The 21801-nt window shown below is 35.6% G+C and carries 21 protein-coding genes; 5 read left to right on the top strand and 16 right to left on the bottom strand.

Translation table 11 applies throughout. From position 1 onward, the window contains the following. Positions 1–58 precede the first annotated feature (58 nt). The 4 genes from PBV87_RS13565 (at position 59) to PBV87_RS13550 (ending at position 5233) form a co-directional block, all read left to right on the top strand. The gene (locus PBV87_RS13565; RefSeq protein WP_271012623.1) at positions 59–805 is read left to right on the top strand and encodes a DeoR/GlpR family DNA-binding transcription regulator; all 747 of its coding nucleotides are present in this window, start codon (positions 59–61) and stop codon (positions 803–805) included. Between the two features lie 96 nt (positions 806–901). Next, positions 902–1693, top strand: coding sequence for an SDR family oxidoreductase UcpA (ucpA, locus tag PBV87_RS13560; protein WP_053985122.1), 792 nt, complete (start codon positions 902–904; stop codon positions 1691–1693). Positions 1694–1951: 258 nt separating this feature from the next. After that, a complete protein-coding gene (locus tag PBV87_RS13555) occupies positions 1952–2797 on the top strand; it encodes an alpha/beta fold hydrolase (RefSeq protein ID WP_271012622.1) in 846 nt (281 codons plus the stop codon). Between the two features lie 420 nt (positions 2798–3217). Continuing rightward, positions 3218–5233, top strand: a complete 2016-nt coding sequence (locus tag PBV87_RS13550) for a type 2 periplasmic-binding domain-containing protein (protein ID WP_271012621.1) — start codon at positions 3218–3220, stop codon at positions 5231–5233. Between the two features lie 68 nt (positions 5234–5301). Here PBV87_RS13550 and PBV87_RS13545 read toward each other — a convergent pair whose 3' ends face one another. From PBV87_RS13545 to PBV87_RS13520, 6 genes are all read right to left on the bottom strand, one after another. Further along, positions 5302–6336 carry a patatin-like phospholipase family protein gene (locus tag PBV87_RS13545; protein ID WP_271012620.1) on the bottom strand — a complete coding sequence of 345 codons (1035 nt, stop codon included), beginning with the start codon at positions 6334–6336 and terminating at the stop codon, positions 5302–5304. Positions 6337–6476: 140 nt separating this feature from the next. Beyond that, positions 6477–7181 (bottom strand): ABC transporter ATP-binding protein, encoded by a 705-nt coding sequence (locus PBV87_RS13540; protein WP_271012619.1) that lies wholly within the window; start codon positions 7179–7181, stop codon positions 6477–6479. A gap of 12 nt (positions 7182–7193) precedes the next feature. Beyond that, positions 7194–7955 (bottom strand): ABC transporter ATP-binding protein, encoded by a 762-nt coding sequence (locus PBV87_RS13535; protein WP_053985127.1) that lies wholly within the window; start codon positions 7953–7955, stop codon positions 7194–7196. Between the two features lies 1 nt (position 7956). After that, a complete protein-coding gene (locus PBV87_RS13530; RefSeq protein ID WP_053985128.1) occupies positions 7957–8931 on the bottom strand; it encodes a branched-chain amino acid ABC transporter permease in 975 nt (324 codons plus the stop codon). Positions 8932–8940: 9 nt separating this feature from the next. Then, positions 8941–9843, bottom strand: a complete 903-nt coding sequence (locus PBV87_RS13525; protein ID WP_271012618.1) for a branched-chain amino acid ABC transporter permease — start codon at positions 9841–9843, stop codon at positions 8941–8943. 98 nt (positions 9844–9941) lie between these two features. Then, positions 9942–11093 (bottom strand): ABC transporter substrate-binding protein, encoded by a 1152-nt coding sequence (locus PBV87_RS13520; RefSeq protein ID WP_271012617.1) that lies wholly within the window; start codon positions 11091–11093, stop codon positions 9942–9944. Positions 11094–11369: 276 nt separating this feature from the next. Here PBV87_RS13520 and PBV87_RS13515 point away from each other — a divergent pair, with 276 nt between their 5' ends. Then, on the top strand, positions 11370–12392 hold the full coding sequence (locus tag PBV87_RS13515; RefSeq protein WP_271012616.1) for a ribonuclease H-like domain-containing protein: 1023 nt from the start codon (positions 11370–11372) through the stop codon (positions 12390–12392). 67 nt (positions 12393–12459) lie between these two features. On the opposite strand, the gene PBV87_RS13510 is transcribed toward PBV87_RS13515, so the two are convergent. The 10 genes from PBV87_RS13510 to mnmM form a co-directional block, all read right to left on the bottom strand. Beyond that, positions 12460–13227: a CheR family methyltransferase gene (locus PBV87_RS13510; protein WP_271012615.1), complete on the bottom strand. Its 768-nt coding sequence runs from the start codon at positions 13225–13227 to the stop codon at positions 12460–12462. A 20-nt stretch (positions 13228–13247) separates the two neighbouring features. Further along, a complete protein-coding gene (ispH, locus tag PBV87_RS13505) occupies positions 13248–14081 on the bottom strand; it encodes a 4-hydroxy-3-methylbut-2-enyl diphosphate reductase (RefSeq protein WP_053985133.1) in 834 nt (277 codons plus the stop codon). Positions 14082–14092: 11 nt separating this feature from the next. Beyond that, entirely contained in the window at positions 14093–15115 is a 1023-nt protein-coding gene (gene cmk / locus PBV87_RS22905) for a (d)CMP kinase (RefSeq protein WP_330680421.1), read from the bottom strand. Between the two features lie 13 nt (positions 15116–15128). Further along, the gene (locus PBV87_RS13490) at positions 15129–16043 is read right to left on the bottom strand and encodes a MurR/RpiR family transcriptional regulator (protein WP_330373802.1); all 915 of its coding nucleotides are present in this window, start codon (positions 16041–16043) and stop codon (positions 15129–15131) included. Between the two features lie 145 nt (positions 16044–16188). After that, positions 16189–17601 (bottom strand): oxaloacetate decarboxylase subunit alpha, encoded by a 1413-nt coding sequence (locus tag PBV87_RS13485; protein WP_271012614.1) that lies wholly within the window; start codon positions 17599–17601, stop codon positions 16189–16191. An 18-nt stretch (positions 17602–17619) separates the two neighbouring features. Beyond that, the gene (locus tag PBV87_RS13480) at positions 17620–18741 is read right to left on the bottom strand and encodes a sodium ion-translocating decarboxylase subunit beta (RefSeq protein WP_334291895.1); all 1122 of its coding nucleotides are present in this window, start codon (positions 18739–18741) and stop codon (positions 17620–17622) included. Between the two features lie 80 nt (positions 18742–18821). Further along, on the bottom strand, positions 18822–19205 hold the full coding sequence (locus tag PBV87_RS13475) for a biotin/lipoyl-containing protein (RefSeq protein WP_271012613.1): 384 nt from the start codon (positions 19203–19205) through the stop codon (positions 18822–18824). 21 nt (positions 19206–19226) lie between these two features. After that, positions 19227–19559, bottom strand: a complete 333-nt coding sequence (locus PBV87_RS13470) for an OadG family protein (protein ID WP_271012612.1) — start codon at positions 19557–19559, stop codon at positions 19227–19229. Between the two features lie 14 nt (positions 19560–19573). Beyond that, entirely contained in the window at positions 19574–21085 is a 1512-nt protein-coding gene (locus PBV87_RS13465) for an acyl-CoA carboxylase subunit beta (protein WP_271012611.1), read from the bottom strand. A gap of 148 nt (positions 21086–21233) precedes the next feature. Next, complete coding sequence (mnmM, locus tag PBV87_RS13460) at positions 21234–21800, bottom strand: tRNA 5-(aminomethyl)-2-thiouridylate-methyltransferase MnmM (protein ID WP_053985140.1); 567 nt, start codon at positions 21798–21800, stop codon at positions 21234–21236. Between the last annotated feature and the right edge of the window lies 1 nt (position 21801).

Below are 21801 nucleotides of genomic sequence, written 5' to 3'. Positions count from 1 at the left end.
TACTTATAATTGTATAATTAGTTCAGAATCATCCATTTTTGTTCAGGAGGTATATTACATGCAACGTAGTGAAAAAATTTTAGACTTACTAGCAATACATAGAACCATGTCCATTCATCAACTTAAGGAAGAACTTTTTTGCAGTACTTCTTCTTTACGTCGTGATTTAATTGACTTAGAGGCAACAGGTTCTATTCGACGTATTAGGGGAGGCGCTACCTTAGTAAGTGGGACAAATTTCGACTACTCATCTCAATTTAGAAATAATCTTCAAGTGAAAGAAAAAGAACATATTTCAGATATTGCACGTGATTTTGTAACTAATGGCATGTCTTTATTCTTAGACTCTAGCAGCACCGTTATAAAGCTTTGTCCTTATTTAGACCAATTGCGCAATATAACAGTTGCCACTAACGGCCTACATACCTCTTTACTTTTAGGTAACTCTACTCATATTAATACCTTTATTACTGGTGGGCAGCTACTTAATCGCTCTGCTACCCTATTAGGAGAAGAAGCAACTGATTGGATTGCTCATATGAAAGCAGATCTTGCCTTTATTTCTTGTAGAGGCGTAGATGCTGATGGTATTTATGATGCAGATATTCGACAAGCCAAAATTAAACAAGCTATGTTAATGAATGCTAAAAAAACAATTCTCCTTGTTGATAATACTAAGATAGGCACCCACTTTTTCCATCGCATCTGTACCTTCTCTCAGCTACATGCCATTGTTACAGATCAAGAACCTTCTGAAACACTCAAGCAGGCTATAGAAAATCAAGGTTGCCTACTGCTTTATTAATGCAATTTATGACATCTATACAAGTAAAGGTAGCTTGCTAATCCACTCAATTATTGTTAGACTATTCTATATAATATATCAAAAGAGGTGTATGTGATGGGTAAATTAAGCGGAAAAGTAGCTTTTATTACAGGTGCATCAAATGGTATCGGAAAAGGTATTGCTGAAGTCTATGCTAAGCATGGTGCTAAGCTTATTTTAGTGGATATTTCTGATAAAATTCTTGATGTAGCTAACACTTTAACTCAATCAGGCTTTGAAGCAACAGGAATTATAGCCGATGTTACTAAACTTCAAGATCTTATAATCGCAGTTGATAAAGCGAAACAAATCTATGGTACTATTCATGTGTTGGTTGCCAATGCTGGTGTCTGTAGACTTGGTAACTTCTTAGAAATGAGTGATAAGGATAGAGATTTTCATATTGATATCAACATCAAAGGGACTTGGAATACAGTTAAGGCAGTGTTACCTGAACTTTGTACCCATCCAAGTGCAAGTATTGTCATCACTTCTTCTGTAACAGGTGATATGGTAGCGGATCCTGGTGAAACCGCTTATGCACTAAGTAAAGCTGCTCTTATTGGCTTTACTAAATCCCTTGCTGTAGAGTTTGCTCCACAAGGTATTCGTGTTAATGCTATTTGTCCAGGCTATGTGCGAACACCTATGGCAGAATCCATCGCCCAACAATCAAATCCTTCTGATCCCGAATCTGTTCTTACTGAAATGGCAAAGGCTATCCCACTAAGGCGTCTCGCCACTCCACAAGAAGTTGGTGAATTAGCTGCTTTCTTAGGTAGTGACGAGTCAAGTTATTTAACAGGTACTCAAAATGTTATTGATGGTGGAAGCACCTTACCCGAATCTGTAAGCGTTGGTATCTAAGTATATATTAAGATTTTTATTTTATATGTAATTGCACTCCTTTTGTTTGTAGAATGATTACAATGTAGCAGTTTGTTAAGTAAACTTTATTTGAGCTTATATAGAATCTATGTATTTTAGATTCTATATAAGCTTTCTTTTTATAATCTCCCCTACCTATTCAATCTAGTTTTTTTTTACTATGCTATACTAGAAACACAATGTTTTAATTACCTACTCTATACTTACGATTCTCAATTCTCAAAGGAGGAAATTACTTTGAAAGAACAATATATCACTACTTCCTATGGTAGGATTCATCTCTATAGTAGAGGTAATGGTCCAAAGGCACTTGTACTCCTTCATGGAGCTGGCTGTGACAGTGCCATGCTTTCTTGGCGTGAAATCATGGAAGTCTTTCCTAATGACTATACCATTTATGCACCTGATCATCTTGGCTATGGACTTAGTGACAAACCAACAAATCTCATTGGTACAGCTTTTTATTCTACTCATATTGGTTGTCTAAAGGAAATTATAGACGCTCTAGGATTAGATCAATTTGCTCTAGTGGGACTCTCTATGGGTGGTGCCATTGCTATTGGCTTTGCCTTACAATATCCAAGAAGGGTCAAATATCTAATTCCTGTCGCTTCATGGGGACTTTCACCTAGATTTCCCTTCCAAAAAGTCGCTAACTGGTATATTTACAAAACTAATGGTACACTTTATCAATATAACTGGCTTGTTAAGCGTAAACACCTAGCTAAATATTTTATTGGTTACTCCCTTATAGGAAACAGAAAAAATATTACAGCACCACTTATTGACGAAGTCTTACAAGCTTGTGCTCGTGATGGTGCCGGTAAATCCATGCAAGATTTTCAACGTAGCTCTTGTAGTAAAACAGGTACTCTCCCCTTTTATAGTGATGAACTCAAAAGATTAAGGATGCCTGTTATTTTCTTTGCCGGCGAAAAAGATCCTCTTGTTCCTTTAAAAGATATTAAGGCTGCACTCAAAAAGGTTCCCAATGGCAAACTCTATATTTTCCCCAAATGCAAACATTGGGCTATCAAAGAAAACCCTCATGCTTTCGTAGAAATCATTCAAAAGTATTACTAATCTCAAATAGCCCACACCATTCAACATCTTTGTCGAAATGTGTGGGCTATTCTCTATCCAATGCTTTTTAATAAATACAACTTTTAAATCATTGCCTTCTCCGTTAAAAACACGAAAAGCTCTTGTTGCATCATCTTGGTAAAGTTATTTTCTAAGTGCTAGCGCTTTTTAAAATTTTTCTTTATAAGAAATCACCCAATTATAACCTTTATTTGTTACTTAACTTTTTTATACCTCTTTCACTCCAAAAACATATTGCACAAATTTTTAAATAATATATTTACTTTTTTATTAACTTTGTGTTAATATATTTTTATTAAATTATAAATTTAATATTATTTAATAAATTAATATAAATTAATATTAAATTTTAGTTTAATTTAACTGCATTTCAATTTTTAAATTTAGGGGGGAAGCAACGTGTTTAAAAAAATGAGACGTATTATGGGGTTAACTTTAGCATCAGCTGTATTGGTAACAGGCTGTAGTACCAAACAAGCCGTTGAGACAACTACACCAAAAGCTGAATCAAACAAACAGACAGAATCCGCAAATAAATCTGAATCACCTATAGTCATTACCTACGCTTGTACCAACAGGGATCAAAAAGATCCTTATTACAAAGACCCTGTTACTGGTGAATACTACATGAAAGAAAATGAACGCCAAGTCTACATCCAAATCTTAGAAGAAATTAAAGAAGAACTTAATGTAGACCTTCAGTTTGTAGCCATCCCTGGTTTAATCTGGGAAGTACTTCTTCAAAGTGTATTAGCCGGTGATCCTCTCGCTGATCTTGTAGATTTAGAAATCAACTCACAAGGTAGAATCTTAGCTCAAAACGTTATCCAACCTTTAGATGACTATCTTGACTTATTAGGTGATAATCCATCTCCTAAAATCTATGGCAAACACTTCTTCTTAGAGTCAGCAGCAAGTGGCATGGCATGGACACTTTCACCTCTTGTTTACAATATTGATTATATTGAAGCTGTTGAAGCACTCAAAGTGAACGGTGAGACCGTGTATCCAACAGACCTTTTCAATGATGGCAACTGGACATGGAGTGTATTTACCGATTACCTTGCTACAATCGATGCACACTATGCCAATAGTCAAGCACCTGAAAGGCCTGAATATCGCATTGATGCTTTTAGGACAGATTACACAGAGACCCTTATTGAAGCAATCCACGCAAATGGTGGTGCACTTTATGGAGATGAAGGTCTTCAAATTGATACCCCTGAAGTGAAACAAGCTGTTGCTTACGTAGAAGAGTTAATTAACAAAGGCTTACTTAAAGCTAATATTATAGAAGGAACAAGTAATACACCTTGGGCCTCTCAAGCAACCAACTTCAACCTGGGCGAAACAGTTTTTACTGAAATTGAAGACTGGCGTTTAGGTGAAGCTGCTAGTAAAGCTGCTGATCGTGGTCAATCTATAGGATTTATCCCATTCCCAAGACCAGATCATATGGCAGCAGATGATCCTAACTACCAACCTTCTGTAACAAAAGGTAGTAGTACAATCATTCCAAAAGGTATATCTGAAGAAAAAATTCCAATTGCCATCGCTACCTATAACCTTTTTACTGAAAAAGTTACCAAGGCAAAAGCAGAACTTAAAGCTGCTTTAGGGGAAGACGATACAAAAACCTTAAAAGGTACTGATATTTTCCATGAAAAAATTGGTGCCGATACTGCAGAAATCTACAATAACTGGTGTGCTCCTGTAAACGAGTATAGTATCATGGTTGGTGTGTACTGGAACTTCATGGAGATTGCAGGTGATTCTCTATGGGGAGCTAATGGTTCTCCAAGATTCGATGTGGCTTGGGAATCTAATAAAAACAAGATTACAGATAAACTGTCTACCATTGAAGCCCTTTTAAATACAGAAGAAATCAAAGATAACATCTCTCCACAAGTTGACAAAACAGCAGAAGAGGTATTCTCTATTCCTGTAAGTACAAATCCGAGTACACTCACTTGGACTGATAAGTTCAGTGCAACAGATAATTTAGATGGTCCACTTGATATTACCACTGCTACCTTTGACACAAGCCTTACCAATTTCAATACCGTAGGTATGTACAAAGACGGCATTGTTGTAACAATCAATGACTCCTCAGAAAATACAGGCAAAGCTAAAGCTAATATCTTTGTTTACGACCCAGCCAACAAAGAAGCACCTGTCCTTACGCTCAAAGAAGAATACAGAAGTATCAGCCTTGATGAAGACACTTCTAAAATCAACTGGAATGACTTTGTAGAATCTGCTGTTGATGCAGATGGTCTCAATGTTCTATCAACAATCACTGCAGATCTCAGCACTTTAGATCCAACTACTAAAGGTGACTATACCATTGGGCTTACTGTAACAGACTTCGCTAATAATAGTACAAGTACAGAATTAGTACTCTCTGTAAAATAAATATTCAAATAAAAGAAAAGGCTGTTGTTACAATTCACCTATTGGTTTGATTGTAACAACAGCTTTTTCTATCTTTGAATACTCAATCTTGACCTATTACTTTCTTTAACCCATCTAGCTGCTATCTTTCTTAATTCCTTTTCATTTTCTTTCACCAACTGTTCTCCAATGGCTTTTAGATTTTGCATATTCTTCTCATCTACATTATCCATCTGTGCTAATTCTTTTTCTGATTTGCTTAGATAAGTTTGGATACGCAAATAATCTTTAACATTTCCTCCTGCTTCATACATAACTTTTATTTGATAATCAACTGTCTCTGCTACCCCTCCTAAGAGAATAGAAAATAAAGGTCTAGCCCATCCTGCTCCTCCCCAGTTTTTAGCTTCAGAATAAGGGTAAGGTTGTAAAATGGCTCCTGTTCCAAGTGAAAAAATAGAATAGTTATCTCCTCTATCCCTAGAAAGTTTGCTAGCTTCTGCATAGGCACAAAGTGTGGGATTATTGGCAAATACACCACCATCTATTAAAGAATAGTTCTCTCCTTTAGAATCTCGGATAAGAGCTGGCTGAAAATACGTAGGTGCTGCACTCGTTGCTTGTATAACATCTTTTACAAAGAAATCGCCTTCATCACTGCGATAAGGGTCTAATTGATTAAATAGAACAGCCTGCCTCCTCTCAATATCATAAGAACAAATAAGGCAAGGACGAATAAGCTCACTCAGTTTGATCTCTCCTAAAATACTATTTAACAGCTCTAAGTAACCTTTATTGTTATATCTTGCATTGGCAAGACCAAATACTGCATAGAGACTATGCAAAAAGTTCTTCTTAAAAATAGTTTGACCATGTTGAAGATAAAAATCCAAAACCTCTTGTGCACTAAACCTAGATTTGGTTGGATTTTTTAAATCTGGGCAAGTATATAGTGCAGTCAAAATCCCACCTGTACTTGTTCCTGCTATTAAGTCTACATAGTCTGCAACACGTGTTTCACTATTTCCACTATACTCTTTTAGATAACTTTCAAAAGCTACTAATATTGTTGCAGGAATAATACCTCTTATACCGCCTCCATCTATTGATAGAATTCGAATCATCGTTATCCCTCCCCTGTATTCAGTATATGAAATTAATTAAAAAAAGCTGCCACAAAATTTGTGACAGCCTCTATTTATCTCTATTACATTCCTTCTAAATGTGTTTATAATAGTTATAGACAAAGTTTCTACTTTGAGCATTATGCCCCTAAATAAGCTTTTTTAACTTGAGCATTGTTGAGCAATTCTTTACCTACTCCTGAAAGAACGACTTCCCCAGTTTCTAGCACATAAGCACGATGCGCTATTTGAAGGGCCATATTCGCATTTTGTTCAACAAGTAATACGGTTGTGCCTGTAGTATTAATTTCCTTAATAATATCAAAAATTTCTTGAACAAGAATAGGTGCAAGTCCCATAGAAGGTTCATCCATTAAAACAATTTCTGGACGAGACATAAGTGCACGTGCCATAGCAAGCATTTGCTGTTCCCCACCACTCATGGTCCCTGCTAACTGTTTACGTCTTTCTTTAAGACGTGGGAAACGTGCATACATCTTTTCAATATCTTCACTTATTTGTTTTTTATTGTTGAGAATATAAGCACCTAACTCTAAGTTTTCTTCTACTGTCATTTGAGCAAATACGCGTCTGCCTTCAGGTACATGTGCCATTCCAAGAGGAACCAACTTATGTGCTTCAATATGTGAAATGTCCTGTTCTTTTAAAGTGATCTTGCCCCCACTTGGTTTAAGCATCCCACTTACAGCTTGCAAGGTAGAGGTTTTCCCTGCACCGTTAGCACCGATCAACGTTACAATCTCACCTTTTGCCACTTCAAAAGAGATATTTTTCAAGGCATGGATATTGCCATAATGTACATTTAGATTTTCTACTTTTAACATAGTTACCTCCTTTTAAGCCTGGCCTAAATAAGCTCCAATAACTTTTTCATTATTTTGTACTTCTTCTGGTGTTCCACGTGCAATCACATTCCCATAATCAATAACAACTAAACGTTCACAAATAGACATGACAAGGTGCATATCATGCTCAATAAGCAAAATAGCAATCCCAAATTCATCTCGAATCATTTTAATTGTATGCATTAGCTCGTTGGTTTCATTTGGATTCATCCCCGCTGCTGGTTCATCAAGCAAAAGAAGCTTTGGCTTCCCTGCTAATGCCCTTGCAATTTCTAACTTACGTTGTTTACCATAAGGTAAATTCATACTCAGCTCATTGGCATAACCGTCTAGTTCAAAAATCCTAAGCAGTTTCATAGCCTCTTCCTGTAACCATTCTTCTTGCTTTTTGTAACGTGGTAATCTTAAAATCCCTTCTACCGTGTTATAACTTAAGCGGTTATTAAAAGCTACTTTAACATTATCAATAACGGTCATCTGTTTGAAAAGACGGATATTTTGGAATGTACGTGTAATACCTTTTTTTACGATTTGATGGGTTTTAAGTCGATCAATACGTTCACCATCAAATGTAATAGAGCCTTCTGTAGGTGTATAAACACCAGTAAGGAGGTTGAATACTGTAGTCTTGCCTGCGCCATTTGGACCAATAAGTCCTATGAGTTCCCCTTGCTCTATATGTAGGTCTAATTCAGAAACAGGTTTAATCCCTCCAAAGTTGACACTCATTTTATTGACTTCTAATAGTGACATACTATTCCTCCTTTCCTAAGCTTACTGTTTTTTTGAATTTACCTTCTAATCCCACTTTCCCTAAGATACTTTTAAAAGTAATTCCTTTTGCTTTACAAATCATCATTACAACAAGTACTACTGAATAAATAAGCATACGGTATTCTGAAAAAGCACGTAGCATTTCATTTAATATGCCTAAAACAATGGCTGCAATAATGGTACCACTTAAACTGCCCATTCCTCCAAGTACAACGATAATTAAGTACTCAATCGAATTTAAGAATCCAAAGCTACTTGGCGTAAGCCCCTGTAAGTAATGGGCATACAATCCACCACCAATACCTGCAAAAAAGGCGGCAATAGCAAAGGCAAAAGTTTTGTAATAGAACGTTGAAATCCCAATACAATCTGTTGCAATCTCATTTTCACGAATAGCAATAATAGCACGGCCATGTCTGGATTTAATAAGTAAGAATAAAGTTGCTACAATTGCAGCTGTAATAACAAATGTGATTGAAAAATTACTATAACTAGAAATACCTGAAAGACCTTTTGCTCCATTAGTAATTTTAAGGTTATTAAGGACAATACGAATGATTTCACCAAAACCAAGTGTAATAATACCTAAATAATCTCCACGTAGTCTAAGTGCTGGAATCCCTATTAAAACCCCTATAAAAGCAGCAAATACTCCCCCCACAATAAGTCCTATTGGAAACTCAATAAACATAGGCAAATCTAAGTTCATTGTAATAAGTGCAGAAGTATACGCACCAATTGCCATAAACCCTGCATGCCCGAGTACAAGTTCCCCTAAGTAACCTGTTACAAGTGCTAATGAAGTTGCCATAATCACATTAATTAAAATAGAAATAAGTACACCTGTATAGTAGTAATTAATAATGCCTACGCTCATACCAAGCATCAAAAGTGCATAAATCAAGATAGTTCCTATTAAAAAGGTAAGTGTTTTGTTCGTTTTAAGTTTTTCCATTTTTTTCACCTACACTTTCTCTCGTATATTCTTACCTAAAATACCTGATGGTTTAAGTAAGAGTACTAAAATTAAGATTAAGAATAAAATGGCATCTGCCCAAGATGAAGCTTCTGCCCAAAATACAGAGAAAAATCCTTTTGCCAAACTTTCAATAATCCCAAGTAAGAAACCGCCAAGCATGGCACCTGGTATGACACCAATACCACCAAGTACAGCTGCAATAAAGGCTTTAAGTCCAGGCATAACCCCCATTAGAGGTTTAATTTGTGGGTAGGCCATGGCAAAGAGAATCCCTCCCATTGCTCCAAGAGCTGAACCAATTGCAAAAGCAATAGAAATGGTTTTATTAACTGAGATTCCCATAAGTGATGCTGCTTGTGCATCTTCTGATGCTGCACGCATGGCTTTCCCAAGTTTTGTCTTTTTGATGAAAAGTTCTAAGGCAACCATTAATAAAAGAGATAAACCTAAAGAAATCAACATAATCTTACTAATTTGTAGCTGGCCAATTTGAATAGGTTCTAAAGAAATGGTTGGGAAGGGTTTAGAGCTTGCTCCAAATAAAATATTGAATAACGTTTCTAAGAAAAAGCTTACACCAATGGCTGTAATAAGCGCCCACATTCTTGGTGCATTACGAAGAGGCTTATAAGCAATCCTCTCAATCCCCATCCCAATCACTGCACAAGACACCATAGAAATAATAATAGCAACTGGAAGCGGCAAGCCAAATACGGCAATCATGACAAAAGCAATATATGCCCCCACCATCATAATGTCTCCGTGTGCAAAGTTTATAAGTTTTACAATCCCATATACCATCGTATATCCTAATGCAATCAACGCATAAATACTACCGATATGTAGACCATTTAATATTTGCTGAATAAAAAGTGTACCATAGTCCATACAAAGTCCCCTCTCCTCTTGATTTTACATAACTCGTGCTAAACTTTTAAAATGTGGGGCTGTTGCACTTATACAACAACCCCTCATCAATCTACTTTCTATTTAACTGCATCTAACTTTTTGTAAAGTTTGTTTTCGCCATTTTCAATGCGAATAACAGATACAGATTTTACTGGGTTTCTGTTTTCATCGAATGTAACATCTCCTGTTACACAAGCTAAAGATGTATTTTGCATAGCTGCTACCACCGCATCCGCTTCTGTTGAACCTGCTGTTTTAATCGCTTCAAGCATAATGCGTGCTGCATCATAACCAAGTGCTGCGAAAGCATTAGGTTCTTCATTGTATTTCCCTTTGTAACTTGTAATGAAGTTTTGTACGATATCAGATGTATCTTCTACCGTATAGTGGTTAACAAAATAGCTGCCTTCTACAACTTCTGGGTTGTTTACAGTTTTTTCTGTTACACCATCCCATCCATCACCACCAATAAGTGTTGCTGTAATACCAATTTCTCTTGCTTGTGTTGCAATATTCGCAATGGTTTCATAGTAATCTGGAATAACAATAACTTCTGGGTTGGCATTTTTGATATTTGTTAAGATAGGTTTAAAGTCTACATCATTACTTCCATATTTTTCAGTTCTAACAATCTCACCACCATTTGCTACAAAAAGCTCTTCGAATGCTTCTGCAATACCTGATGAATAATCAGACTCTGAGTTTACAAGCATTGCAACCTTTGTTGCACTTAGATCTTCTGTTGCAAACTTAGCAAGAAGTTCACCTTGTGCTGGATCTATGTAACATGCTCTAAAAATATTGTTACCAATTGCGGTAATCCCTTCCTTGGTACCTGTTGGTGTAATCATTGGAATGTTTTTTTCTGCTGCTAAGTGAGCAATGGTTTCTGTTGTACTACTAATATCAGAACCAATGAATGCCACGACTTTATCATTTTCTACTAATTTTTTGAAAGCATTGGTTGCATCTTGTTGATTTGCCTTATTATCTTCTAAGATAAAATCAATTTGTTTGCCTAGTATACCACCTGCTGCATTGTACTCTTCAATAGCAAGTTTTGCCCCATTACTTGCTGCAATACCGTATTGTGCACAAGAACCTGTTAAGTCGAAGCTTGCACCAATTCTAATGGTATCTCCATTTCCTCCTGATTGTTGACATCCTACAAAACTCATCGAACTCATCATCATTGCTAATCCCATAGCAAATAATCTTTTTGTTTTCATAATATCCCTCCGTCAATCTTTATATTTATATTTGAAATTATACTTAATATATATTTCAATTTCAAGACAAATTTATAATAAATTTTATATATTTATTCGATTTATGTTAGATATAATTATTTTTCATGAATCCAAAAATATAAAACTCTTCATTTTACAGATAATTCATTTCACCTATATCATTTTTACGTAAACCTTATATTTTTTCTTAATACCTCTTGAAAGCCTTATAAAGTCTTTGTAAAATAAAAATATACAAGAAAGGATGATTCTTTGATGATTTACATAAAAAAGTCTTTACCTGTGACGGATTCTTTCATTTCTAAAGACACTTGCTTTTTAGATTTTGAAACAACAGGTTTATCAAAACAGAATGATCACATTATGTGCATCGGTCTTGCTTCATTAAATGAAGGAGATTTTCTCCTTGAACAGTGGCTCATTGAAAACACTGAAGAAGAAATCAAACTTCTTTATACACTTATGGAAACATTACACAAATTCAATCGTATTTACACTTATGGCGGTAAACATTTTGAATGGCCTTTTCTAACTTTTAAATTAGAAGCTTATGATTTGGATGCTTCTTTTTTAACTGCTTGTCATCTCGTAGATCTTAAGCCATCTAAGGCTAAACGTACCACCTTAGAGTCTCAAGCAGGATTTAAGCGTTTACAAACAAGTACAGGTAAAGAACTAGCAAAACTTGCAAAACTCTCCTTACAAACACCAAGCGAGGCCTATCAAACACTTATCTTAGAACACAACCGAGAAGAACTTTTAAGTTTACAAGCTCTTTTTAACTACTTACAGTTTCTTAAACACTTAAGTAGCAATGACTTAAAAGAAACAGTTCTAAAAGAACAGTCTTTAGTTTTTCGCCTCTCCCCTACACTTACTTACTCAAAATCTTTTGATTTAACGTGTAAGCATGTAGTATGCCACTATGATACAGAACAAAACATTTTTCAGATTCAACTAGAAGCACATCTTCTCACTCTTAAAACTTATTTACCAGCTAAAGACTATTATCTTATTGAAGGTGAACTGATGCACAAATCCCTAGCTAAACTTCTTCCAGCTTCCATGCGCCAAAAGGTTGCAAAAGATCAATGCTATTTAGAACAAGAAGGTTATTATCTCCCTTATACCTTAGAAGAATCTGAACGCTCCTGGCAAGATTGCAACAAGGTATGTTATACGCTCTATGATCCAAATACATTTGCACCTCATATTCCTTCCCTTCTTAGACAAATCCTAAAGGGACTATCTAAACTTACTAGTGCTTCACCCCAATAACCAAAAGCCCTACCTTACTCGCGATCGTATGCCAGTAAGATAGGGCTTTTATATTAAAATACTATTTTTATTGTTTTTCATAAAAGAAAATACGATAAGGATTTAGATTAAATTTTTGTGAACCAATGATTTGTTCTGTACTTCCAACAAATAAAATACCTTCTTTATTTAGAGAACGACTAAATTTTGTATAAATATCATTTTTAGCCTCTTCTGTAAAATAAATCAGTACATTACGACATACAATAAGATCTATACGTTCTGGATAAGGATCTTTTAAAAGATCGTGCTGTTGAAATTGAATACATTTTTTGATTTCAGGAGAAATCACGTATTTATCCCCTTCTTGGATGATAAAACGGTCTCGTAAATCTTTAGGTACATTGGTTAAATGTTTATCTATGTACTCGCCAGCTTTAGCTTTGGCAAGTATTTCTTGATCTATGTCTGTAGCAATAATCTTAATTTGATGAAGGGGCATAAACTTGGATAACAACATAGCTAATGAATAAGGCTCATCACCTGTTGAGCATGCTGCACTCCATATCTTAATGCTCCCCTTCTTTTTAAGCAACATGGGAATAATCTCTGTTTCTAATGTGACCCACTGATTGGGATTACGGAAGAACTCTGATACGTTAATCGTAATATAGCTTAAAAATTCATCATAAAGGGTTCTATTCATTTTAAGTAATGCTAGGTAGTCCTCATATTCTTTACATCCATGCTTACGTATATTAGCATCAATACGTCTTTTCATTTGATTTTCTTTGTAAGCATTTAAATCCACACCGGTAAGCCTTAATATACCTGTCTTAAATTCTGTATAGTTCATGCTCTTCTCCCATGCATCTATTAGATTTGTTCTAGTTTTGTGAGGACTTCATTAATCACATCACTAGGTGTAGAAGCACCTGCTGTTACACCAACTTCTTCTACTCCATCAAACCATTCTTTTTCTAACATAGAAGCATCATCAATACAATGTGTATTCGGACATATGGATTGACAAATTTCATAAAGTTTTTGCGTATTAGAACTCAAACGACTTCCTATTACAACCATAGCATCTACTTGACCAGCTATTTCACGTGCTTCGTCTTGTCTTTCTGATGTTGCGCTACAAATTGTATTGGTAAATTTGATGTCGTAACCTGCTTGTTCTAAGGTGTTCACAATTTCGTCTACTACTGCTTTCTTATAAGTCGTTTGTGAAACAACAAAATACCGTTCTTCTTTACTTAACTTACTTAAGTCTAGTTCATCAATATTTTTTAATATGATACAACCTTCTTTTGTCCATCCATTAATCCCAATAATCTCTGGATGTTTTGCATCACCAATCAAGATAATTTTGTATCCATCCCTTTCATGTCTATTGACAAGCTTATGAATTTTAGTTACATAAGGACATGTGGCATCAACAACATGAATGGCTTTATCGTTCGCTTCTTTATACACATCTTCTGGTACACCATGGGCACGAATAATCACCTGATCCATTGGAATATTGTCTAATTCTTCTACTGAATGAATTCCTTTGTTATGAAGCTTATTAATTACCGCTTCATTATGAATAATATGTCCTAGTGTATAAGTTGTTTTAGTAGCATCTGTATCAAATGCCATATCTACTGCACGTTTTACACCAAAACAAAATCCTGCACTTTTTGCAAGTAAAACTTTCATCTTATCAGCTCCTATTGCTTTTGTTTAAGTAATCCTATGATGTGTTCAACAATTTGCTCTACTGTAAGACTTGTTGTATCTACTTCTACTGCATCTTCTGCCTTTTTAAGTGGTGAAACACTACGATTCATATCTTGATAGTCACGTGCTTCAATTTCTTCTAATAATGTTTCAAAACTTACTTCCATACCTTTTGCTTGGTACTCCATTAACCTTCTTTTTGCACGCTCACTACTAGATGCTGTTAAGAAGATTTTTAATGTAGCATTAGGTAGTACAACTGTACCAATATCGCGTCCATCCATAACAACAGACTTCGTTTGTGCTAATTTTCTTTGCATCTCAACTAAGGCGATACGTACTTTTTCGTAAGTTGCTACTTTAGATGCAGAAGCTGCTACTTCTTGTGTTCTTATGGCTTCACTTACGTCTTCACCGTTTAAGTAAATACGTTGATTTGCATTTTCATAGGTTAAATCAATGTGTATATCTTCTAAAGCTTCATTAACTAAAGCTTCTATCGTATAATCAATACCTCTTTGTATACAGTATAGTCCTACACTACGATACATTGCACCTGTGTCAATGTATGTACAACTTAATTCTCCCGCAATACGTTTAGCAATGGTACTTTTACCTGCACCTGCTGGCCCGTCTAATGCAAGAGAAAAAGTTGCAAGGTCTGGACGTAATTTGCAGGCTTCACCTAAATATTGGTGCCTTGCAGTTTTTTGTGTTACTATGCTGCTTGTACAAATGAGTGCAATACGGATGCAGTGTTCAAGTGAATCCACTACCTCCATCTCTTGCATACACATAAGTGCAGCTTCTGTAATACCTAACTCACGTGCTGCAATAGCTGGATAAGCTGCATCCAAATCTTTTGTGCAAGTAAATGTAATTTGTATAATTTCTTCTATTTTTACCTGATTGGCCATTAATACAGCTTCTAAGAGTGCTTTTGTCTGGCATAGAATAGACTCTCTTGTGTTTTCAGCTGTAATAGCACCTCTAATGGCAATAGTATTATTCATCTTATCCCTCTCTTTAATCGCATTTTTCCTTAACTGTTGTTGGGGTCGTATAATGTGGTGTATTCACTTCCCTTGTATCATCATAAACTTCATATTCCATCCAAACTGTTTCAAGATTATCTAAGTTGGTTGAAATTTCATCTTTCATACGTAAGCTGACTGCAACAATAATTGCATTAATGATACTAAGTGGTGCTACAAGTGAGTCTACAAAAGATACCATCTCACTACGTCCAATTAAAGTATGCTCTGCGTATTGTGCAATCGGTGAAATATAACTATCTGTAATCGCAATGATACCAGCCTGTCTTGAGCGTGCATATTCTAATGCTTTGAGAATACGTTTTGAATATCTAGGGAAACTAATACCAATAATGACATCGTTTTCACTAATATGATGTAAAAGCTCAAAGATCTCACTAATACTATTTGTATTAATCACTTTAACCCTTGGGAAAATAATATTGAAGTAAAATCCTAGGAAACTTGCAAGACCTGCACAGCTTCTTACCCCTAAGATATAAATCGTGTCTGCTGCTAGTATCTTATCAATTGCCATATCAAAAGTTTCTTCATCTATTTGTTCAATGGTATATGCAATTTTTTCTTGATCTGTTTGAAGTACACTTTTCAGAACGTGATTCACATCAATACGATCTGTAGTAACTTCTAATCTTTGCATCGCAGTTAATTTGCTCTTTACAAGCTCTTCTAATGCGTCTTGGAACTTAGGGTACCCGTCATATCCTAATTCGTTTGCAAAACGTACAACTGTTGACTCACTTACCCCCACTATTGTTCCTAGTTTTGCCGCTGTCAAAAACACTGCTTTTTCGTAGTGTTCTAAAATATAATTAGCGATGAGTTTCTGCCCTTTGCTGAGTTTAGGCATACTTTTCTTAATGCGATGAATTAAATCATTATTCATATTCATTTCCTTTCAAATACCTTCTTTATCTTTTATCTAGTATCATTATATATTATATTTTACTTTTTACAACGATATTTTATGAATTAACGCATAAAAAGACTACAGGATAGGTATTCCTGTAGTCTTTTTGGCATTTTACTACTTACACTGGATAAGCTTTGTTCTTTTTGTCCGCAATTGTTGGGTCAACTTTCTTCCCCTGTGCTTCACGATACTTAAAGAAGTCCATTGCAACTTGTGGGAATAGAGCATAAGAAAGGATATCTTCATCTTGTTGTTTATAAATAGCCATTTCTTTTTCAAGTTTATCAAGTTCTGGAGTGAGTAAGTCAGCAGGTCTACAAGTAATTGGCATTTCATCACCAATAATTTTTTTAACAATTTCTTCTTTGATTGGTACTGGTGTACAACCATACTCCCCACGTACAATCCCTTTAGATTCTTTAGAAACCATTTTGTAACGTTCGCCTGCAAGTACGTTTAGTACAGCTTGTGTTCCTACAATCTGGCTTGTTGGTGTTACAAGTGGTAAGTAACCAAAGTCTGCACGTACTTTTGGAATTTCTTGTAATACTTCATAGTATTTATCTTCTGCATGTTGTTGTTTTAATTGAGATACTAAGTTAGAAAGCATACCACCTGGTACTTGGTAACGAAGTGTATTAATATCTACAGCTAATACTTTTGTATTCATAAGACCGCTTGCAAGTGCTTCTTCACGCATTGGTCTAAAGTACTCAGTGATTTCACTTAATGCTTCTGTATTAATACCTGTATCATATGGTGTACCTTTAAATGTTTCAACTAAAACTTCTGTAGCTGGTTGAGATGTACCCATAGCAAGTGGTGACATAGCTGTATCAATGATATCACATCCTGCTTCAACTGCTTTTAGGTAAGTCATTGAAGCAACCCCACTTGTATAGTGTGTATGAAGTTGAATAGGAAGATTTGTATTTGCTTTTAAAGCTTTTACTAAACGTTCTGCTTCATAAGGTACTAAAAGCCCAGCCATATCTTTAATACAGATAGAATGTGCACCGATATTTTCAATATTTTTAGCCAGTTTAACATAGTATTCCAAAGTATGTACATCACTTAATGTATAAGAAATCGCAACTTGAGCATGACCATTTTCTTTATGTGTTGCCTTTACTGCTGTTTCTAAGTTTCTCATATCATTTAAAGCATCAAAGATACGGATAATATCAATACCATTTGCAATACTTTTTTGTACAAAGTATTCTACTACGTCATCTGCATAATGACGATAACCTAAAATATTTTGTCCTCTAAAAAGCATTTGAAGCTTTGTATTTTTAACTTCTTTACGAATTTTACGAAGTCTTTCCCATGGGTCTTCATTTAAGAAGCGAAGGCAAGCATCAAATGTTGCGCCGCCCCATACTTCCATTGCATGGAAACCAATTTGGTCCATTTTAGAAGCAATTGGTAAAATCTCTTCAGTTGTCATACGTGTTGCAATAAGTGATTGATGCGCATCACGTAAGGTTGTATCCATTATTTTAACAGGTCTTACAATATTCTCTGACATGTAAATGTGCCTCCCTTATTAACCGTAAATTGATAGTAGTACACCCGCTGCAATCGCTGATCCAATAACCCCTGCAACATTTGGACCCATTGCATGCATAAGTAAGAAGTTTGTTGGGCATTCTTCTTGACCCGTTTTTTGAACAACACGTGCAGCCATTGGTACAGCTGATACCCCTGCAGCACCAATAAGTGGATTAATTTTCTTACCACTTGCATAGTACATAATCTTACCAAAGAGTACGCCACCTGTTGTTCCCACGATAAATGCAAATAAACCTAAACATAAAATACCAAGTGTATTCATGTTAAGGAACTTCTCTGCACTTGTTGAAGCACCAACTGAAAGTCCTAATAAAATAGTAATAATAGACATCATTGCATTACTTGCTACATCCGCTAAACGATTTGTAGAAGCAACTTCTTTTAATAAGTTACCAAACATAAGCATACCTACTAAAGTGCCTGCTGATGGTAAAATAAGAGATACAACGATTGTAACAACAATTGGGAACACAATTTTTTCTATTTTAGAAACGGGACGGAGTTGTTCCATCTTGATCATACGTTGTTCTTTAGTTGTAAACAATCTCATAATTGGTGGTTGAATAAGTGGTACAAGCGCCATATATGAATAAGCAGATACTGCAATTGCTCCAAGTAAGTGTGGTGCAAGCTTTGTTGCTACGAAGATAGATGTAGGACCATCTGCGCCACCGATAATACCGATTGATGCAGCTTCTGGACCTGTGAATCCAAGTAAAAGTGCACCTAAGAAAGCTACGAAAATACCAAGTTGGGCTGCAGCACCTAAAAGTAAGCTTTTAGGATTGGCAATAAGTGGACCAAAGTCTGTCATCGCACCTACACCAATGAAAATAAGTGGTGGGAAGATTCCTAACTCTTTACCCATACCTATGTAGTATAAAAGTCCACCTGGTTCTAATTTACCTGTTACTTCATTCATTGCATCATGTGCTGTAATGCCCACGCCTGGTAAGTTAACAAGTAACATCCCAAATGCAATAGGTACAAGTAAAAGTGGTTCAAAGCCTTTTGCAATGGCTAAGTAAAGTAATACACAGGCAATAATAATCATGGCTGCATATTTCCAGTCCATTTGCGCAATACCCGAACTCATGCAGAATTCTTTGACCGCGTCTACGAAGACATTCAATATATTCATTTTTGTTTCCCCCTCTATAGCGTTAGGTCAAAAGATTAGTTAATAGAAACAATCACATCGTTTGCTTCTACCATAGCACCTGAAGATACATTTACAGATGCAATAGTACCTGATGCAGATGCAAAAACTTCATTTTCCATTTTCATAGCTTCTAAAATAGCAACAAGATCACCTTCTTTAATAACTTGACCTACTTTAACTTTTACATCTACGATTTTACCTGGCATTGGCGCAACAACTTTATTTTGACCTGTTGCCGCTGGAGCTGCTGGTGTCACAGGTGCCGCTGCTTTTGGCATCGCTACTGGTGCCACTGGTCTTTGAGCTACTGGCGCTGCTGATGTGCTTACACCTGCACCTAATTCTTCAACTTCTACCTCGTATGTATTCCCATTAACTGTTACTTGAAATTTTCTCATTTTTGAACCCTCCCTATTTTCTTATGCTCTATGTCTGTTAATTTGTCTTAATGAACGAACTTGTAACTGATCTGCTGTTGTACCAAGACTTGCTGCAATAGCTGCTGTAATCACAGCAACAAGTTCAAGCTCTGAAGTTTCATCTACTGCTTCTACAACAAGTACTTCTTCTTGTACTACTGTAACTGCTACTTCTTTATTAGTATCCTTCTTACTCTCAATTGTTGCAACGATCATACCTGTTACTTTGATTAAAGCAATTAATATAAGAAGCACTACGAATACCATTGACACACCGATTAAGAAAACACTTAATCCATCTACCATGGCACCAAAATTCAAACTAAATTCCATTTGGCTCACCTACCTTATACTGTTGGGTGCTTTTTAAGTGTACTTGCCACTTGTTTTGTATAAAGCACTTCAAGGGCAGCAATAACGCGTTTTCTTGTTGCAGCTGGTTCAATAATATCATCAATGTAGCCATGTGCAGCTACTGCATAAACACTACTATGAGTTGCTTCAAATTCAGCAATTTTTTCATTCATTACTGCTACTTTATCTGTAGCTTGTTCAAGTTCTTCCCCATACATGATTTTAACAGCACTTTCACTATTCATTGTAGAAACTTCAGCTGTTGGCCATGCATAAACATAGTCCGCACCTAAATGTTTACTATTCATGAGGGTGTATGCCATTCCATAAGCTTCTTTTAAGATGACATTGACTTTAGGTACAGTGGCATTTGCAAAAGCAAAAGCTAATTTACTAGCTGCCTTAATAATACCCGATTTTTCTGTTTCAACTGTGGATTCAATACGTTCAATTTGAGAGAGGGTTACTAGTGGAATATTGAATGCATCACAGAAATTTACAAACTGAGTTATTTTTTCTATTGCTTGAAGATCAACAGTTTTTTCTGTATTTGCAATCATACCAACTGTTACACCATTCATTCTTGCAAACGCTGTTAAAGCTTTTGCACCGTATTCTTTACTTACTTCTACATATGTACAGTCATCTACAATTGAAGTTACAATGTCTTTGGCATTTGCTACTTCAAAGTCAAATTGATTAAGTGCTTCATCTACACGATTTAAATCATCCACACATTGATAACAAGGTGCTTCATCGTCACTATTTGCAGGTAAGTAACTCATAAGGTTACGTACTTCTCCAATTAACACCTGTTCATCAGCTTGGCCAAAATGTGCAAGTCCGCTTTGACTTAAATGTACATTTGATGCTGCTACTGTATCAAACGATGCTTTTTTATCTTCAAGGGTATTAGGACTATTTAAGTACATCTGTCCATTTTTAGTTGAGATAAATGTAAAGTCAGATAATCCTGTTATAAAGGAAACACCACCTGCACAATCTCCGCATACTACTGAGATTTGTGGAATAAGCCCTGAAGCTTCTGACATTTTACCAAAAATCATTCCATACCCATTTAGTGCTTCAATACTTTCTTCTAGGCGAAGTCCTACTGTATCAATAAAGCCTACAACAGGTGCACCCATTTTGATTGCATCATCATATGTCTTAACAATCTTTTTCGCATGCATTTCCCCTATTGATCCACCTAATACAGCTGGATCTTGGCTATATACATAAACAAGATTGCCTTCGATTGTACCATAGCCACATACTACACCGTCTGCTGGTGCTTGTACTTTTTCCCCTTTACAAGCTGTGGTTTTACTTGTAATGAAAGCACCAATTTCAACGAAACTATTTTCGTCAAGTAAATGTGTAATTCTGTCTCTAGCAGTTAGTTTACCTTTATCTAAAACTGCTTTTTTAGCTGCTTCATCATAACCATTTTGAATGGCTGATTTGTGAGCTTCCAGTTCAGATAATTTTTGTAATGTGCTCATCTGATACCCTCCAATTAGTAAAAAAATTTGAAAAACTAAGTATAAAGATTGCCAATTACAGTATACTAAACAAAAATATAATATACAATATATTTTTATATTATATATTATATTTTGTGACATTTAACTCGACTTTTCAAACAAATCGTTATTTTTTTCTCAAAATTAAGAAACAATTAGGACAAGGCTTTTTTACATTCATTACATTCAAATGTAAAATAGAAAATTCCCTAACATGATAACTTTGCAAAAAGGTTTCAATATGTTCATGTTCATTACGGCCTTCCTCATGCCCTGGATAAGTCATAACAGCTAAAAGACCACCATCTGATAGTTTGTCCATTACCTTTTGTAAGGCTTCTAAAGTGGTTTCTGTATGAGTCACAACACCCTTATCTGCTCCAGGCAAATACCCTAAATTAAATACGGCTAAATCAATTTCGCCTTCTATATACTGCTCTAAATGATGATGAGAATCTAAAATAAGATGTACTTCCTTTGTAGAACTAACTATTTTCTCTCTACTATTATCTAAGGCTTGCTGCTGTATATCAAAGCCATAAAGGGTTGAAACCTGTTCTTGACTATGCAAAAACTCTAGGTCATAACCATTACCTAGAGTTCCGTCCATTGCTGTTAAATTTTGTTTCCCCCACATTTTGAGGTGTTGTTCAATAAGAAGATGTAAGTTATTGGTCATATTACGACTGAGCATT

The organism is Holtiella tumoricola (assembly GCF_027857615.1).
In the GTDB taxonomy this organism is placed as follows: domain Bacteria; phylum Bacillota; class Clostridia; order Lachnospirales; family Cellulosilyticaceae; genus Holtiella; species Holtiella tumoricola.
The sequence above is the reverse complement of the archived record's forward strand: the minus strand, read 5'-3'. Positions and strand labels throughout refer to the sequence as shown.